The sequence below is a fragment of the Streptomyces sp. DH-12 genome (assembly GCF_002899455.1).
Taxonomy (GTDB): Bacteria; Actinomycetota; Actinomycetes; order Streptomycetales; family Streptomycetaceae; genus Streptomyces.
The window spans coordinates 80,366-100,445 of sequence record NZ_PPFB01000001.1 but is presented as its reverse complement, the minus strand read 5'-3'; the positions used below and the strand labels follow the sequence as shown (position 1 = coordinate 100,445).

At 72.9% G+C, this 20,080-nt stretch carries 1 protein-coding gene; it reads right to left on the bottom strand.

What is annotated here, in order from left to right:
- Positions 1 to 20: 20 nt before the first annotated feature.
- Positions 21 to 19,904 carry a type I polyketide synthase gene (locus C1708_RS34635; protein WP_133169034.1) on the bottom strand — a complete coding sequence of 6,628 codons (19,884 nt, stop codon included), beginning with the start codon at positions 19,902 to 19,904 and terminating at the stop codon, positions 21 to 23.
- Positions 19,905 to 20,080 lie beyond the last annotated feature (176 nt).

Here is a 20,080-nt window from a genome sequence, read left to right as displayed (position 1 = left end):
GCTCCACTTGTCGAAAGCCATCAGGAATCACCCTGGTCCAGTGCCATCTCGATGAGCCTCGCGGCGTCCATCGTGTCGATCGAGCCCAGGTGTTCCAGTTCCTCGCCTGCGGACGAGGCCTCGGGTTCCAGACCCGCCAGGTCGAAGAGGGCGTCGAGCAGCCCCGCATCGCGCAGGCGGGAGAGCGGCACGGTGGCGAGGGCCGCGCGCAGTGCCGCTTCCTTGGGGTCGGCGGCCGCTCCGGTTCCGGCGTCGCCACCGGTGAAGAGCAGGGCCTGAAGGTGCCCGGCCACGGCGGCCGGGGTCGGGAAGTCGAAGGTGAGTGTCGCCGGGAGCGCCAGTCCGGTGGCTTCCCTCAGCAGGTTGCGGAGTTCCACGGCGGTCAGCGAGTCGAATCCGAGTTCGCGGAAGGCGCGTCCGCCGGGAATGGCCTCGGTCGTGGCGTGGCCGAGTACCTGCGCGGCCAGGTCCCGTACGAGCTGGACGAGTTCGGTGGTCCGGTCGGCCGGGGTGAGCGGGGCGAGCCGCCGGTAGAGTCCCTCGGCCGAGGCTTCGGAGGCCTGGTCGGCGGGGGGCTCGGCTTGGAGAGCCGCCTCGGGGAGCGTGGTGAAGAGCGGGCTGGGGCGCAGCAGGGTGAAGGTGGCGGCGAACCGCTGCCACTCCACGTCGGCGAGGACGGTCTCCGCCCGCCCGCTGCCGACCGCCGCGCCCAGCGCGCGCAGGGCCACCTCCTCGCGCAGCGGGGTCAGTCCGCGCAGGCGCAGCTCTTCGCCCGCGGCTCCGGCCGCCATCCCCTCGCCGTCCCAGGGACCCCACGCCAACGACGTCGCCGGCAACCCCTCAGCACACCGCCGCCGAGCCAACGCGTCCAACTGCGCGTTCGCCGCCGCATACACACCCTGCCCACCACTGCCCCACACCCCCGCGATCGAGGAGAACAGCACAAAAGCATCAAGCTCACGCCCCCGCGTCAGCTCATCCAGCCAACGAGCACCCAGCACCTTGGCCCCGGCGACCTCCGCCCACTCCTCCTCACCGCACTCCGTCACCGCACCCGTCCCCACGACCCCGGCCGCATGCACCACCGCATCCACCGGATACGCCGCCAACAGCCCCGCAACCGCCTCCCGGTCGGTCACATCGACCGCCGCCACCACCACCTCACACCCCAGACCAGCAAGCTCATCCCGCAACTCCACAGCCCCCGGAGCCCCCAACCCCCGACGACTCACCAACACCAACCGCTCAACACCTTGGCCGGCAGCCCACCGCGCCACCCGCGCACCCAGACCACCCGTACCACCCGTCACCAACACCGTCCCCCGCGGACACCACCCCCGCCCCGAAGGCAGCACCACCCGCACCAGACGACGCCCCCACACCCCACCGGCACGCACCGCAACCTGATCCTCAACACCACCAGCACCACCCACACCCACAGCACCAGCAGCACCAGCACCGGCAGCGGCCAGCACCCCGCACACCCGGTCCCACACCCAGCCATCAGCACCAGCCGGCACATCGATCAACCCGCCCCACACCCCCGGCAGCTCCAGCCCCGCCACCCGGCCCAGCCCCCACACCCCGGCGGCGGTGGGCGAGGGCGGCGCGTCCGCGTCACCGATCGCAACGGCTCCCTGGGTGAGCGCCCAGAGCGGGACGCCCTCCTCCAGCGCGGCCGCGCTACGGAGCAGGCGCAGGGCGGACGGAGCGTCGGGCAGCAGGCAGAGGACGCCCTTCAGCTCCACGTCGGCGGTCGCTTCGCGGACCAGGTCCGCGCACTCCGTGTCCTGGCTGTCGGACACCGTGACGACCACCGCGCCCCGGTCTGCCAGCGCGCGGGCCGCGGCCGGTTCGCCCGCCGGGACGACGGCCGCCCAGCCGTCGAGGGACCCGGTGGGCTGCGAGGCGCACGGCCGCCAGACGATCTCGTAGCTCAGGGCGGACTGTTCGCGCTGGTCACGACGGCGCTGCCGCCACGAGGTCAGGGCGGGCAAAACTGGTGCGAGCTGCTCGGCGTCCACCGCCAGCACCTGCGCCAGCTCGTCCGCCGCGCCCTGCTCCACGACCCGCCAGAACTCGTCCGTCTCGGCGTCCGCCGTCCCGGCGCCGGAGACGCCCTCCAGCGGTTCGGCGTCGAGCCAGTAGCGGGTGCGCTGGAACGGGTACGTCGGCAGGGCGACCGGCCGGGCGCCGGTGCCGGCGAAGAACGCGGCCCAGTCGACCTCGCCGCCGTGCGCGTGCAGGCGGCCGAGGGCGGTGAGCAGGGAGAACGTTTCCTCGCGGTCCTTGCGCAGGACCGCGGTGCACAGGACTTCGTCGGCGCCGGGTTCGGCATCGGGAAGGGTGTTCTGCGCCATGGCGGTGAGCACACCGTCCGGGCCCAGTTCGAGGAACCGCGTCACCCCCCGGTCGTGGAGCGTCCGGATGCCGTCGGCGAAGCGGACCGCCTCACGGACGTGCCGCACCCAGTAGTCAGGCGTGGACAGCTCAGGCCCTGCGACCTCACCGGTGAGGTTCGAGACGACGGGGATGCGGGCGGGCCTGTAGGTCAGCGTCTTTGCGACCTGCCGGAACTCCTCCAGCATCGGATCCATCAACACCGAATGGAACGCGTGGCTGACCGTCAGCCTCTTCGTACGCGCGCCCCGCTCGGCGAGCGCGGCGGCGACCTGCTCCACCGCCGCCTCCGCACCGGAGACGACCACCGCCCGCGGCCCGTTCACCGCAGCGACCGAAACACCCTCCACCAGCGCCGCACGGACCTCGTCCTCCGACGCCTCGACCGCCACCATCGCCCCACCCGCGGGCAGAGCATCCATCAACCGCCCACGCGCCACCACCAACGCACACGCATCGTCCAGACCCAGCACCCCGGCCACATGCGCGGCCACGATCTCCCCGACCGAATGGCCGAGGAGTGCGTCCGGGCGCACCCCCCACGACTCCAGCAGCCGGAACAGCGCCACCTCGACCGCGAACAACGCCGCCTGCGTGAACCGCGTCCGATCCAGCAGACCAACACCCTCCGCACCCTCACCGTCGAACACGACGGTCTTCAACGACCGGCCCAGCCCACCGTCCACCCGCGCACACACCGCATCGAACGCCTCCGCGAACACCGGATACGCGGCATACAACTCCCGCCCCATCCCGACCCGCTGCGCACCCTGACCCGTGAACAACAGGCCCAGCCCTCCGGAGGAGACCGCGCCCCGGGACCGTACTCCCGCCAGTCCGGCGAGGAGGTCGTCTCGTCGGGAGCCGACGACGACCGCGCGGTGCCGCAGTGCCGCACGGGTGGTGGCCAGGGAGAGGGCGATGTCGGCCGGGGACTGCTCGGGTGCGGTGGTCTCGATGTACGCGGTGAGCCGGAGGGCCTGCTCCCGCAGAGCCTCGGCGGATTCTCCGGAGAGCAGCCAGGGGACGGTCGGTTCGAGGGCCGGCGTCCGGTGAACCGAGGGCTCGGACGGGGTGGGGGCGGGCTGTTCGATGATGATGTGAGCGTTGGTGCCGCTGATACCGAAGGAGGAGACGCCCGCCCTGCGCGGGCGGTCGTTCTGCGGCCAGTCGCGGGGCTCCGTCAGCAGCGAGACGGCTCCCACCGACCAGTCGACCTGCGCGGTCGGCTCGTCCACGTGCAAGGTCTGCGGGAGGACGCCGTGGCGCATCGCCTCGACCATCTTGATGACCCCCGCGACACCGGCGGCGGCCTGCGTGTGCCCGATGTTGGACTTCACCGACCCCAGCCACAACGGCCGGTCGGCCTCGCGCCCCTGCCCGTAGGTGGCCAGCAGCGCCTGCGCCTCGATCGGATCACCCAGCTTCGTACCGGTGCCGTGCGCCTCCACCGCGTCCACCTCCGCGGGCTCCAGACCCGCGTTGGCCAACGCCTGCCGGATCACCCGCTGCTGCGACGGACCGTTCGGCGCCGTCAGCCCGTTGGAGGCGCCGTCCTGGTTGACCGCCGAGCCGCGCAGCACCGCCAGCACCTGATGACCGTGGCGCTCCGCGTCCGAAAGACGCTCCAGCAGGAGGACGCCCACACCCTCGGCGAATCCGGTGCCGTCGGCGGCACCCGCGAACGACCGGCACCGGCCGTCCGCCGACAGACCGCCCTGCCGCGAGAACTCCTCGAACACCGCGGGCGTCGCCATGACCGTGACGCCGCCGGCCAGGGCCAGATCGCACTCGCCCGACCGCAGCGACTGGGCGGCCAGGTGGAGCGCCACCAGCGAGGAGGAACAGGCCGTGTCCACCGTCACCGCCGGGCCCTCCAGGCCGAAGGCGTAGGAGAGGCGGCCGGAGACGACGCTCGCGGAGTTCCCGGTGCCGATGTACCCCTCGAGGTCCTCACCGACGCTGGTCAGGCGGCTGGCGTAGTCGTGGTACATCACCCCGGCGAAGACACCCGTACGGCTGCCACGCACCGACCCCGGACTCATCCCCGCCCGCTCGAACACCTCCCAGGACGCCTCCAGCAACAACCGCTGCTGCGGATCCATCGCCAACGCCTCACGCGGCGAGACCCCGAACAACCCCGCATCAAAATCCGCCGCGTCATACAGAAAACCACCCGCCCGGGCATACGTACCGCCACCGAGCGGCCACCCCCGGTCCGACGGAAACCCACCCACCCCGTCCCGACCGGACACCACCAGGTCCCACAACTCCTCCGGCGACCCCACACCACCCGGATACCGGCAGCTCATCCCCACGATCGCCACCGGCTCGTCGACCGGAACCACACCACCACCAGGCCCCCGACGCCCGGCATCAACCCCCGCCCCCGGCCCACCCTCCAACTCCACACAGAGGAACGCCGCCAGATCACGCGGAGTCGGATGATCGAAAACCAACGTCGCCGGCAACCGCAACCCCGTCACCGACGCCACCCGGTTCCGCAGCTCCACCGCCGTCAGCGAATCGAACCCCAGATCCTTGAACGCCCGCGCCTCCCCCACCGACGCCCCGTCCCCATACCCGAGAACCGCCGCCACCTGCTCCCGCACCAACCCCAACACCCGACCCACACGCTCCGCCGCACCCAGCGGGCGGAGCTGGTCCACGAAGGCGGAAGCGGAGTCCGCCCGCTCCGAGTCACCGGCGCTCCGCGCGTGCGCCCGGGGACGCTGCGGCCGGACCAGGCCGCGGAGCAGCGGCGGAACACCCGTCTCCGTGGCGCGGGCGCGAACGGCGGCGAGGTCGATCGGGGCGGGCAGCAGAAGCGGTACGTCGGTGGTGAGGGCGAGGTCGAGGAGCGCGACGCCCTCGGCCGAGGAGAGCGCACGCGCCCCCGAACGACCCAACCGCCGCAGATCACCGTCCCCCAGATGCCCGGTCATCCCACTGGCCTCGGCCCACAGCCCCCACGCCAGCGACTGCCCGGCCAACCCCAGCGAACGCCGGTGAAGCGCCAGCCCGTCCAGCACCGCGTTGGCCGCTGCATACGCACCCTGACCCGCATTCCCGAACACACCCGCAGCCGCCGAGAACAACACGAAGGCGTCCAGCTCGACACCCCGCTCGACCGTCAGCTCATGCAGCCACCACGCCCCGTCCACCTTCGGCCGCAACACCGCCGACAACCGCTCCGCGGTCACCGACTCCACCACACCGTCATCCAGCACACCCGCGGCATGCACCACCGCCGACACCGCAAACACATCCAGCAGCCCGGCCACCGCACCACGATCAGCCACATCACAGGCCACCACCGCCACCTCGGCAGCCCCCAGCCCCAGCAACTCCTCCCGCAACACCTCCGCACCCTCAGCCGCCGCACCCCGACGACTCGTCAGCACCAGACGACGCACCCCGTGCACCGCCACCAGATGCCGCGCCACCACACCACCCAAAACCCCCGTCCCACCCGTCACCAACACCACACCACGACCCGAGAACACCGGCACCCGACCGGACCCGCCCCCACCCCGCACCCGCGCCAGACGAGGAACCCGCACCTCCCCACCCCGGAGAGCCACCTCCGGTTCGTCGGAGGCCAGGACGCCTGCCACCTCTGCGGCCGTCAGTTCGCGATCGGCCTCCACCAGCACGAAACGCCCCGGATGCTCCGACTGCGCCGACCGCACCAACCCGCGCACCCCTGCGGCCGCGAGGTCGTCGGCGGGCAGGACGATCAGGCCCCGGGGTCCGGAGCCGCGTTCCCCGGACAGGGCCAGGACCGCCTGCACGAAGGCGAGCGCCTCTGCGGCCTCCCGGTGCACCTCGGCCGCCTGGGGCTCAACGGACGTACGACGTACGGCGACGACCTCGGGCAGTGCCTCTCCGGCACCGGTGAGACTGCGGACGGCCGTCCGGAACTCCGTGTGCCACACGATCGTGGGAGCCTCGCCCGCGGCCGTAGGACCGGTCATCGGATCCCAGGTGAGGCGGAACAAGGAGTCGTCGGCCGGCGGAGCGTCGAAGAGGTCGGTGGCCAGGGGGCGCAGGGCGAGCGACTCGGCCGAGGCCAGCAGGCGCCCGGTCGGGTCGGCGAGGGTGACCGTCACGGCGTCCGTGCCCGCGCGGGTCAGCCGGACGCGGGCCTCGGTCACGCCCCGGACGCCGACCGCGACACCGCGCCAGGAGAACGGAAGGCCGCCTTCGGCCTCCGGTCCGGCGAAGTCCCGGTGGGCGGCGGCGTGCAGCGCCGCATCGAGCAGGGCGGGGTGGGTTCCGTACGCATCGGCACCGGTCTCCTCCTCCTGCGGGAGCCGCACCTCCGCGAAGAGTTCGTCTCCCCGGCGCCATGCCGTGCGCAAGCCCCGGAAGACGGGGCCGTAGACGAGTCCGCCCTCGGCGAGCTGGGCGTAGAGCGATTCGAGGCCGACCTCCTCGGCGCCGGCGGGCGGCCACGGGATCGACGAGTCGCCGAGACGTCCGGCCCACTCCTGCGCTTCCGTCCAACCGCTCGGGGCGGCCTCGGCGAGGGAACCGTGGGCGTTCCGCCGCCAGTCGGCCTCCTGGGAGGTGTCGGGTCGCGAGTGGATGGAGATCGAGCGGCACCCGGAGCCGTCCTCGGCCCCGACGGAAACCTGAAGGTCCACGGCCCCCCGCTGCGGGAGGACGAGCGGAGTCTCCAGGACCAGTTCCTCCACCTGGCGGCAGCCGACCTCCTCGGCTGCCCGGATCGCCATTTCCAGGAGGGCGGTGCCGGGGACGACGACGCGCCCGGCCACGACGTGGTCGGCGAGCCAGGGATGCGTCTCCAGCGACAGCCGCCCCGTCAGCAGCGCACCCTCACCACCCGCCAAGGTCACCGCCGCCCCGAGCAGCGGATGCTCGGCCGACACCAGCCCGGCCGCCGACACATCACCCGTACGAGGAGCGGGCGTGGGCCAGTACCGCTCACGCTGGAAGGCGTAGGTGGGCAGGTCGACGCGGCGGGCGGCGGCCGGGAAGACCTTCGCCCAGTCCGGCGAGACACCTCGGACGTGGAGTTCGGCGAGGGAGAGCAGCATCCGGTCCAGACCGCCGTCGTTCCGGCGCAGCGAGCCCACGGTGACGGCAGAGGCAGCGGACGGGCTGTCCTCGATCGTCTCCTGCACCCCCAGACTCACCACCGGATGAGGACTCGACTCCACGAACACGCCATAACCGTCGGCGAGGAGACTGCGGGTGGCGGTCTCGAACTCCACCGTCCGACGCAGGTTGGTGAACCAGTAGGCGGCGTCGAAGCCCGAACCGTCCTCCGCCACACCCGTCACCGTCGAATACACCGGTATCCGCCCCGCCCTCGGCTCGATCGGGGACAGCACCTGAAGGAGTTCGTCCTTCAGCTCCTCCACGTGGGCGGAGTGGGAGGCGTAGTCCACCGCGATCCGACGGGCACGCACACCCCCCTCCGTCCAGTGCGACATGAGAGCGTCCAGGCCCTGCACGTCGCCGGAGACCACCACGGAGGCCGGACCGTTGACGGCCGCGACCGAGACCCGGCCCTCGTAGTCGGCCAGGTCCTCGCGGACACGTTCAACAGGAAGCGGCACGGACACCATGCCACCGTGCCCCGCCAGTGCCACGATCGAGCGGGACCGGAGCGCCACCACACGCGCGGCGTCCCGCAACGACAGCACGCCCGCCACACACGCGGCGGCGATCTCCCCCTGGGAGTGACCGATCACCGCCGACGGACGCACCCCCCAGTCCTCCCACACCGCCGCGAGGGACACCATCACGGCGAACAGCAGCGGCTGGACCACGTCCACCCGCTCGGTGTCCACCCGGCCGTGCAGGGCGTCGTCCAGTGACCAGTCGGTGAACGCCGACAGCGCCTCACCGCACTCCGCCATCCGCGCGGCGAACACCGGCGAGGAACCCAGCAGTTCCACGGCCATGCCCTGCCACTGCGACCCCTGCCCGGGGAACACGAACGCCACCCGGCCCGGCTCACCCGCCACACCCTCGACCACACCCGCCGCACCACGACCCTCAGCCACCGCCGACAAGGCGTCCAGCAGTCCAGCCCGCGTATCACCGACCACCACCGCCCGGTGCTCCAACGCCGTCCGCGTCGTCGCCAGCGAGAAACCCACATCAGCCGGGGAGGCGGGGTCTTCCGCAACCGCCGTCAGCAGGCGTGAGGCCTGGGCGCGCAGCGCCTCAGGCGTCCTCGCCGAAAGCGTCCACGGCACGGCACCGCACGTGGGCTCGGCGGGTTCCTGCGCCGCTTCGGCGGGCTCCGGTTCGGGGGCCTGTTCCAGCACCACGTGGGCGTTGGTGCCGCTCATGCCGAAGGAGGAGACCCCCGCGCGGCGCGGGCGGCCCTCGGCCCGGTGCCAGGCGCGCTCCTCGGTGAGGAGGCGGACCTCGCCCTGGTCCCAGTCGACGTGGGAGGTGGGCGCGTCGACGTGGAGGGTCTTCGGCAGCGTGCCGTGACGCATCGCCTCGACCATCTTGATGACCCCGGCGACTCCGGCGGCGGCCTGGGTGTGCCCGATGTTGGACTTCACCGAACCGAGCCACAGCGGCCGGTCCTCGGGACGGTCCTGCCCGTAGGTGGCGAGGAGGGCCTGTGCCTCGATCGGGTCGCCGAGTTTGGTACCGGTGCCGTGGGCCTCCACCGCGTCCACGTCATCGGGCTTCAGCCCGGCGGCGGCCAGCGCCTGCATGATCACCCGTTGCTGCGACGGGCCGTTGGGGGCGGTCAGGCCGTTGGAGGCGCCGTCCTGGTTGACCGCACTGCCCCGCAGCACCGCCAGCACCTCATGACCGTTGCGCTGGGCGTCCGACAGGCGCTCGACCAGGAGCATCCCGACGCCCTCGCCCCAGCCCGTGCCGTCGGCGGCGTCCGCGAAGGCCTTGCAGCGGCCGTCGGCGGCCAGGCCGCCCTGGCGGCTGAACTCGACGAAGGTGCCCGGGGTGGGCATGACGGTGACGCCGCCCGCGAGGGCGAGGTCGCACTCGCCCTGGCGGAGGGACTGGGCCGCCAGGTGGAGCGCGACCAGCGAGGAGGAACAGGCCGTGTCCACCGTCACCGCCGGGCCTTCGAGGCCCAGCGTGTAGGAGAGGCGGCCCGAGGCGACACTGCTGGCGTTGCCCGTGGCGAGGTGGCCCTCGACGTCCTCGACGCCGCCGGCGAGCAGGGAGACGTAGTCCTGGTTGCTGGCCCCGACGAACACGCCGCCGGCGCTGCCGCGCAGGGAACGCGGGTCGATGCCCGCCCTCTCCAGTGTCTCCCAGGAGACCTCCATGAGCAGGCGCTGCTGCGGGTCCATCGCCAGCGCCTCACGCGGCGAGATCCCGAAGAAGGGGGCGTCGAAGTCGGCGGCGCCGTCCAGGAACCCGCCCCGGGAGACCACCGACCTGCCCCGGCCGTCCTCGCCCTCGGCGAAGAGCGCTTCCAGGTCCCATCCCCGGTCCTCGGGGAACGGTGTGAGGGCCTCGCCCCCGGAGGCGAGCAGGGACCAGAGGCGCTCGGGGGAGTCGACTCCACCGGGGTAGCGGCAAGCCATGGAGACGATGGCGAGCGGTTCGTCGGCCGGTCGGGCGGCGGACGTACGCGCGGAGGTCGTTCCGGTGGCAAGGGGGCCGCTGATCCCCGCGTCCAGCAGGGCGGCGAGTGCTGCCGGGGTGGGGTGGTCGAAGACGGCCGAGGCGGGCAGGCGTACGCCGAGCGCGGAGGAGAGTTCGTCGCGGAGTTCCACGGCGGTCAGCGAGCTGAGGCCGAGTTCACGGAAGGCATGGTCGGAGCGGATGGCGTGCCCGGTGCCGGGCCCGTGCCCCAGCACCTGCGCGGTGCGGTCCCGGACCAGTTCCCGCAGGGCCGCCGCGCGTTCCTCGCCGGGGAGGGCGAGCAGGGTGCGGCCGTAGGCGGAGAGTTCGGCGGCGGCCGTGGTCGGCGCGGAGCCCGAAGGGGCCGCGTCGCCCGGCGCGGCATCGGCTGCCGGGTCCGCGCCGTCGTGGGCGGCGGCTTCGGGCAGGGCGGCGAGCAGAGGGCTGGGGCGGGCAGCGGTGAAGGGGGCGGCGAACCGCTGCCACTCCACGTCGGCGACGGCCAGACAGGGGTCGGCCAGGGGGGCGCTCAGCGTGGTGAGCGCGGCGTCGGTGGGCAGCGGGGTCAGTCCGCGCAGGCGCAGCTCTTCGCCCGCGGCTCCGGCCGCCATCCCCTCGCCGTCCCAGGGACCCCACGCCAACGACGTCGCCGGCAACCCCTCAGCACACCGCCGCCGAGCCAACGCGTCCAACTGCGCGTTCGCCGCCGCATACACACCCTGCCCACCACTGCCCCACACCCCCGCGATCGAGGAGAACAGCACAAAAGCATCAAGCTCACGCCCCCGCGTCAGCTCATCCAGCCAACGAGCACCCAGCACCTTGGCCCCGGCGACCTCCGCCCACTCCTCCTCACCGCACTCCGTCACCGCACCCGTCCCCACGACCCCGGCCGCATGCACCACCGCATCCACCGGATACGCCGCCAACAGCCCCGCAACCGCCTCCCGGTCGGTCACATCGACCGCCGCCACCACCACCTCACACCCCAGACCAGCAAGCTCATCCCGCAACTCCACAGCCCCCGGAGCCCCCAGCCCCCGACGACTCACCAACACCAACCGCTCAGCACCTTGGCCGGCAGCCCACCGCGCCACCCGCGCACCCAGACCACCCGTACCACCCGTCACCAACACCGTCCCCCGCGGACACCACCCCTGCCCCGAAGGCAGCACCACCCGCACCAGACGACGCCCCCACACCCCACCGGCACGCACCGCAACCTGATCCTCAACACCACCAGCACCACCCACACCCACAGCACCAGCAGCACCAGCAGCACCAGCACCGGCAGCGGCCAGCACCCCGCACACCCGGTCCCACACCCAGCCATCAGCACCAGCCGGCACATCGATCAACCCGCCCCACACCCCCGGCAGCTCCAGCCCCGCCACCCGGCCCAGCCCCCACACCCCGGCCGCCTCGATGTCCGTGAAGGCGTCGTCCGCCGGTCCGGTGGAGACCGCCCCGCGCGTCAGGCACCAGATCCGGACGCCCCTGGTCTCCGCGGCACGCAGGAGGGCGGGGAGTGATACGGGAGAGACTTGCGGCGAGACGACCAGGTTGTGGTCCGTGCCGTCGAGCGCTCCCGCCAGCTCGTGCGGTCCGGCCTCTGCGGGCAGCTCGGCAATCGTGGCGCCTCGGTGGGCGAGCTGTGCGGCCGCCTCCCGCGCCCAGGCGGGGGCGTCGGCGGGCAGGAGCACCAGTGCCTCCAGCAGCGCCGGTCGGCTCGGCGCCTGGGCCACCGGTGTCCAGTCGATCCGGTAGTACCAATTCTGGGCAGCCGACCGTGCGAGCCGGCTCCGGCGCCATGAGGTCAGGGCAGGCATGACCGGCGCGACCTGCTCCGCATCGACCGCGAGCACCTGCGCCAGTTCGTCCGCCGCGCCCCGCTCCACGACGCGCCAGAACTCCTCGGACTCCCCGTCCACCGGCCTGCCCGGAACGCTCCCCACCGCGTCCTCCAGCCAGTAGCGGCTGCGCTGGAAGGCGTATGTAGGCAGCGGAACCCGGCGCGCGTCCGTTCCGGCGAAGAACACCGCCCAGTCGACCTCACCGCCGTGGGCGTGCAGGCGGCCGAGGGCGGTGACCAGGGAGAACGTTTCCTCGCGGTCCTTACGCAGGAGGGGGACGAAGAGCCCGCTCTCGGCCTCCGGCAAGGTGTTCTGTGCCATGGCGGTGAGCACACCGTCCGGGCCCAGTTCGAGGAACCGCGTCACCCCCCGGTCGTGGAGCGTCCGGATGCCGTCGGCGAACCGGACCGCCTCGCGCACGTGCCGCACCCAGTAACCGGCCGTCGAGAGTTCGGGGCCGGCGACCTCACCGGTGAGGTTCGACACCACCGGGATGCGGGCGGGCCCGTAGGTCAGCGTCTTTGCGACCTGCCGGAACTCCTCCAGCATCGGATCCATCAACACCGAATGGAACGCATGACTGACCGTCAGCCTCTTCGTACGCGCGCCCCGCTCCGCGAGCGCGGCGGTCACCTGCTCCACCGCCGCCTCCGCACCCGAGACGACCACCGCACGCGGCCCGTTCACCGCGGCGAGGGAGACACCGTCGACCAGCGCCGCACGGACCTCCTCCTCCGACGCCTCGACCGCCACCATCGCCCCACCCGCGGGCAGAGCATCCATCAACCGACCACGCGCCACCACCAACGCACACGCGTCGTCCAGGTCCAGCACCCCGGCCACATGCGCGGCCGCCATCTCCCCGACCGAGTGGCCCAGGAGTGCGTCCGGGCGCACCCCCCACGACTCCAGCAGCCGGAACAACGCCACCTCGACCGCGAACAACGCCGCCTGCGTGAACCGCGTCCGATCCAGCAGACCAACACCCTCCGCACCCTCACCGTCGAACACGACCGTCTTCAACGACCGGCCCAGCCCACCGTCCACCCGCGCACACACCGCATCGAACGCCTCCGCGAACACCGGATACGCGGCATACAACTCCCGCCCCATCCCGACCCGCTGCGCCCCCTGACCCGTGAACAGCAGGCCGAGGGCTCCGGAGGAGGCCACCGGCCCAGGGACCCGTACACCCTCGAGTGCCGCGAGCAGTTCCTCGCGCGAGGAGCCGACCACCACGGCCCGGTGCTCCAGGGCCGCGCGGGTCGTCGCCAGCGACAGCCCGATGTCCGCCGGGCGCAGCTCCGCCCGCTCCTCGACGTACGCCGACAACCGCGCCGTCTGTTCGGCCAGCGCCTCCGGCGTCCTCGCGGACAGTACCCACGGCACGGTCGTGTTCCCGGGAGCGGTGGCGGGTGCCGGTGCGGGGGACGCGGGCGGGACCGACTCCTCGACGATCACGTGGGCGTTGGTGCCGCTGACGCCGAAGGAGGAGACGCCCGCCCGGCGCGGGCGGTCGTTCTTCTGCGGCCAGTCGCGGGTCTCCGTCAGCAGCGAGACGGCTCCCGCCGACCAGTCGACCTGCGCGGTCGGCTCGTCCACGTGCAAGGTCTGCGGGAGGACGCCGTGGCGCATCGCCTCGACCATCTTGATGACCCCCGCGACACCGGCGGCGGCCTGCGTGTGCCCGATGTTCGACTTCACCGAACCCAGCCACAACGGCCGGTCGGCCTCGCGCCCCTGCCCGTAGGTGGCCAGCAGCGCCTGCGCCTCGATCGGGTCACCCAGCTTGGTGCCGGTGCCGTGCGCCTCCACCGCGTCCACCTCCGCGGGCTCCAGACCCGCGTTGGCCAACGCCTGGCGGATGACGCGCTGCTGGGAGGGGCCGTTGGGGGCGGTCAGCCCGTTGGAGGCGCCGTCCTGGTTGACCGCCGAGCCGCGCAGCACCGCCAGCACCTGATGGCCGTTGCGCTCCGCGTCCGAAAGACGCTCCAGCAGGAGGACGCCCACGCCCTCGGCGAATCCGGTGCCGTCGGCGGCACCCGCGAACGACCGGCACCGGCCGTCCGCCGACAGACCGCCCTGCCGCGAGAACTCGGAGAAGAGGCCGGGGGTGGACATCACGGTGACGCCGCCGGCCAGGGCCAGATCGCACTCGCCCGACCGCAGCGACTGGGCGGCCAGGTGGAGCGCCACCAGCGAGGAGGAACAGGCCGTGTCCACCGTCACCGCCGGGCCCTCCAGGCCGAAGGTGTAGGCCACACGCCCCGAGGCCACGCTGCCCGCGCTGCCGTTGCCGAGGAAGCCTTCGAGCTCCTCCGGGATTTCGTTCAGGCGGCTGGCGTAGTCGTGGTACATCACCCCGGCGAAGACACCCGTACGGCTGCCACGCACCGACCCCGGACTCATCCCCGCCCGCTCGAACACCTCCCAGGACGCCTCCAGCAACAACCGCTGCTGCGGATCCATCGCCAACGCCTCACGCGGCGAGACCCCGAACAACCCCGCATCAAAATCCGCCGCGTCATACAGAAAACCACCCGCCCGGGCATACGTACCGCCACCGAGCGGCCACCCCCGGTCCGACGGAAACCCACCCACCCCGTCCCGACCGGACACCACCAGGTCCCACAACTCCTCCGGCGACCCCACACCACCCGGATACCGGCAGCTCATCCCCACGATCGCCACCGGCTCGTCGACCGGAACCACACCACCACCAGGCCCCCGACGCCCGGCATCAACCCCCGCCCCCGGCCCACCCTCCAACTCCACACAGAGGAACGCCGCCAGATCACGCGGAGTCGGATGATCGAAAACCAACGTCGCCGGCAACCGCAACCCCGTCACCGACGCCACCCGGTTCCGCAGCTCCACCGCCGTCAGCGAATCGAACCCCAGATCCTTGAACGCCCGCGCCTCCCCCACCGACGCCCCGTCCCCATACCCGAGAACCGCCGCCACCTGCTCCCGCACCAACCCCAACACCCGACCCACACGCTCCGCCGCACCCAGCGGGCGGAGCTGGTCCACGAAGGCGGAAGCGGAGTCCGCCCGCTCCGAGTCACCGGCGCTCCGCGCGTGCGCCCGGGGACGCTGCGGCCGGACCAGGCCGCGGAGCAGCGGCGGAACACCCGTCTCCGTGGCGCGGGCGCGAACGGCGGCGAGGTCGATCGGGGCGGGCAGCAGAAGCGGTACGTCGGTGGTGAGGGCGAGGTCGAGGAGCGCGACGCCCTCGGCCGAGGAGAGCGCACGCGCCCCCGAACGACCCAACCGCCGCAGATCACCGTCCCCCAGATGCCCGGTCATCCCACTGGCCTCGGCCCACAGCCCCCACGCCAGCGACTGCCCGGCCAACCCCAGCGAACGCCGGTGAAGCGCCAGCCCGTCCAGCACCGCGTTGGCCGCTGCATACGCACCCTGACCCGCATTCCCGAACACACCCGCAGCCGCCGAGAACAACACGAAGGCGTCCAGCTCGACACCCCGCTCGACCGTCAGCTCATGCAGCCACCACGCCCCGTCCACCTTCGGCCGCAACACCGCCGACAACCGCTCCGCGGTCACCGACTCCACCACACCGTCATCCAGCACACCCGCGGCATGCACCACCGCCGACACCGCAAACACATCCAGCAGCCCGGCCACCGCACCACGATCAGCCACATCACAGGCCACCACCGCCACCTCGGCAGCCCCCAGCCCCAGCAACTCCTCCCGCAACACCTCCGCACCCTCAGCCGCCGCACCCCGACGACTCGTCAGCACCAGACGACGCACCCCGTGCACCGCCACCAGATGCCGCGCCACCACACCACCCAAAACCCCCGTCCCACCCGTCACCAACACCACACCACGACCCGAGAACACCGGCACCCGACCGGACCCGCCCCCACCCCGCACCCGCGCCAGACGAGGAACCCGCACCTCCCCACCCCGCACCCACACCTGCGGCTCACCCGAAGCCACCACCCCGGCAACCTCCGCCGCCGACAACTCCCGGTCAGCCTCCACCAACACGAAACGCCCCGGATGCTCCGACTGCGCCGACCGCACCAACCCCCACACCGCATCCGCCACCGCAACACCCCCGCCATGCGCACCCGTGGTCAGGAGCACGAGGGGGGAGGTCTCCCTCGACGCGTCCGCCAGCCAGAGACGCAGAAGGTCGAGCACGGCCGCGGTGGCGGAGTGGATCCGTCCTGGCCCTTCTCCCTCTCCGCCGCCGCAGCGGACCGCGACCGCCCCGGCGTCCGGGGCATCGTCCGTGCCGAGGGCCGCCGACAGGTGTGCGGGCGAGGGCAGCACACGGATCGCGCGGGCCTCGCCGTCGGCTCCCCGCACTGAGGGCATGGGTGTCCACTCGACCTGGAAGAGGGCGTCCGCAGGGCCGGAGGAGGCGGGGCTGATGCCGCCCTCGGGGATCGGCCGCAGCGCGAGCCCGCCGACGCGCAGGACGGGGGTGCCCTGCGGATCGTCGGCACGAAGCGTGATCTCGTCGCTGCCGACACCGGTGACGCGCACGCGGAGCTCCGAGGCCCCGCCGGCGAGCACCGTGACATCGCGCCACGAGAACGGCAACGCGGCGACTGCTGGGCCGTCGCCGCCGGTGTGGTCGCCGAGGACGGCGGTGTGCAGCGCGGAGTCCAGCAGGGCGGGGTGCAGGTGGTACGCGGTGGCGTCGTCGTGGTGGGCGGAGTCGAGCCGGACCTCCGCCAGCACCTCGTCCCCGCTGCGCCAGGCCCGGCGTACTCCTCGGAAGGCGGGGCCATAGATGAGCCCGCGGGAATCGAGCGAGGGGTACAGGTCGGTGACGTCCACCTCCTGGGCCGCTGCGGGCGGCCAGTTCCGGTCGTCCGTCGCGGGCGTGTCGGGGGCCTCGGTGGTGAGGGTGCCGTCGGCGTGACGGGTCCACGGGGCATGGTCGTCGTCGCTCGTGACGCGGGCGTGGACGGTGACGGGTGCGCGGCCGGATTCGTCGAGGGAGCCGACAGTGACCTGCACCTGGTGTTCGGAGGCGTCGGTGAGGAGCAGAGGCGCGTGGAGGGTGAGTTCTTCCACGCTCCGGGCGCCGATCTGGTCGCCCGCGTGCACGGCGAGTTCCAGGAAGGCCGTACCGGGAACCACGACCTGTCCGCCCACGACGTGGTCGGCGAGCCAGGGGTGGGCGGCGAGCGAGAGGCGCCCGGTCAGGACGGAGCCCTCTCCGCTCGCCAGGGTGACCGATGCCGCGAGAAGCGGATGGTGGGTCGGAGCCAGGCCGAGGTCGGCGGGGTCACCGGTCGTCCCGGAGGCCGCGCCCGGCTCCGGCCAATAGCGCTCGTGCTGGAAGGCGTACGTGGGCAGAGGGGTCCGGCGGGCGCCGGGGAAGACCTTCGCCCAGTCCGGCGAGACACCTCGGACGTGGAGTTCGGCGAGGGAGAGCAGCATCCGGTCCAGACCGCCGTCGTTCCGGCGCAACGACCCCACGGTGACGGCCGAGGCAGCGGACGGGCTGTCCTCGATCGTCTCCTGCACCCCCAGACTCACCACCGGATGCGGACTCGACTCCACGAACACGCCATAACCGTCGGCGAGGAGACTGCGGGTGGCGGTCTCGAACTCCACCGTCCGACGCAGGTTGGTGAACCAGTAGGCGGCGTCGAAGCCCGAACCGTCCTCCGCCACACCCGTCACCGTCGAATACACCGGAACACGCCCCGCCCGCGGCCGGATCGGGGACAGCACCTGAAGGAGCTCGTCACGCAGCTCCTCCACGTGGGCGGAGTGAGAGGCGTAGTCCACCGCGATCCGACGAGCACGCACACCCCCCTCCGTCCAGTGCGCCATGAGAGCCTCCAAACCCTGCACGTCGCCGGAGACCACCACCGAGGCCGGACCGTTGACCGCCGCCACCGACACCCGGCCCTCGTAGCCGGCCAGGTCCTCACGCACCCGGTCCACCGGCAGCGGCACGGACACCATCCCGCCCCTGCCCGCCAGCGCCACGATCGCCCGCGACCGCAACGCCACCACACGCGCCGCGTCCCGCAACGACAGCACGCCCGCCACACACGCGGCGGCGATCTCCCCCTGGGAGTGACCGATCACCGCCGACGGGCGCACCCCCCAGTCCTCCCACACGGCCGCGAGGGAGACCATCACGGCGAACAGCAGCGGCTGGACCACGTCCACCCGCTCGGTGTCCACCCGGCCGTGCAGGGCGTCGTCCAGCGACCAGTCGGTGAACGCCGACAGCGCCTCACCGCACTCCGCCATCCGCGCAGCGAACACCGGCGAGGAACCCAGCAGTTCCACGGCCATGCCCTGCCACTGCGACCCCTGCCCGGGGAACACGAACGCCACCCGGCCCGGCTCACCCGCCACACCCTCGACCACACCCGCCGCACCACGACCCTCAGCCACCGCCGACAAGGCGTCCAGCAGTCCAGCCCGCGTATCACCCACCACCACCGCCCGGTGCTCCAACGCCGTCCGCGTCGTCGCCAGCGAGAAACCCACATCGGTGAGGGACGGCTCCCCGGGCAGCTCGGTCAGCAGCCTGGCCGCTTGAGCGCGCAACGCCTCCACCGACTTGCCGGAGAGAACCCACGGCACGGCTCCCGGAACGGGGGCGGCGGGCTCCTCCGGGGCGGGTTCCGGCCGGGGGGCCTGTTCCAGGACCACGTGGGCGTTGGTGCCGCTCATCCCGAACGAGGAGACGCCCACGCGGCGCGGGCGGCCCTCTTCCTCGGGCCAGGCCCGGGACTCGGTCAGGAGACCGACCGCGCCCGCGGACCAGTCGACGTGCGCGGTCGGTTCGTCGACGTGGAGGGTCCTGGGCAGGACGCCGTGGCGGAGGGCCTCGACCATCTTGATGACGCCGGCGACACCGGCGGCGGCCTGGGTGTGGCCGATGTTCGACTTGAGGGAACCCAGCCAGAGCGGCCGGTCGGCGTCCCGTCCCTGGCCGTAGGTGGCGAGGAGGGCCTGCGCCTCGATCGGGTCACCCAGCTTCGTACCGGTGCCGTGCGCCTCCACCGCGTCCACGTCCGAGGGTGCGAGACGGGCGTCGGCGAGGGCCTGGCGGATGACGCGCTGCTGGGCGGAGCCGTTGGGGGCGGTCAGGCCGCTGCTGGCGCCGTCCTGGTTGACCGCGGAGCCGCGGACGACGGCGAGCACCTCGTGCCCGTCGCGCAGGGCGTCGGAGAGCCGCTGCACGAGGACCATCCCGGCGCCCTCGCCCCAGCCGGTGCCGTCGGCGGACCCGGCGAACGCCTTGCAGCGGCCGTCGGCGGCCAGGCCGCCCTGGCGGCTGAACTCGACGAACACGCCGGGCGTGGCCATCACGGTCGCCCCGCCGGCGAGAGCGAGGTCGCACTCGCCCCGGCGCAGGGACTGGACGGCCAGGTGGAGGGCGACCAGCGAGGAGGAACAGGCCGTGTCCACCGTCACCGCGGGGCCTTCGAGGCCGAGGGTGAAGGCGATCCGCCCGGACGCGACGCTGGTGGCGTTGCCGGTGAGGCGGTGCCCTTCGGTGGCCCGGGCGCCGTCGAGGAGGGTGGCGTAGTCCTGGTTGCTGGTGCCGACGAAGACGCCGGTGGGGGTGGCGTGGAGGGAGGCGGGGTCGATGCCCGCGCGTTCGACGGCCTCCCAGGCGGTCTCCAGCAGGAGCCGCTGCTGGGGGTCGACGGCGAGGGCTTCGCGGGGGGAGATGCCGAAGAGGGAGGCGTCGAACCGGGCGGCGTCGTCGAGGAATCCGCCGCCTCGGGCGTGGACGGTGCCCGGCTTGTCCGGGTCGGGGTCGAGGAGGGTGTCGAGGTCCCAGCCCCGGTCCTCGGGGAGGGCGCCGACGGCGTCGCGGGCGGTGGCGACCAGCTCCCACAGCCTCTCCGGGGTGTCGGCGCCACCGGGCAGGCGGCAGCCGGTGCCGATGACGGCGATCGGTTCGTGGGCGCGGTCGTCGTGGTCCTGCAGGCGGCGCTTGGCCTGGCGGAGTTGGCCCGTCATCCACTTGAGGTGATCGAGCAGCTTCTCGTCATTCGCCACGGGAACTCCCCCATTCAGGACCGCTCGCATCGGCGGTGTCCACTCGCGTCTGGTGCGTCCGGGGCGTGATCGCGTCCCTCCCGGACGTGATCGGCCACCTCCCGGACGTGGTCTCGTACGGTTCGGGCGCGGTCGCTGTCCCCGGACCGGTGTACGTAGCCGGATGCGGCGCCGCGCACCCGGTGTCGCGCGGCACGCCTCCAGTG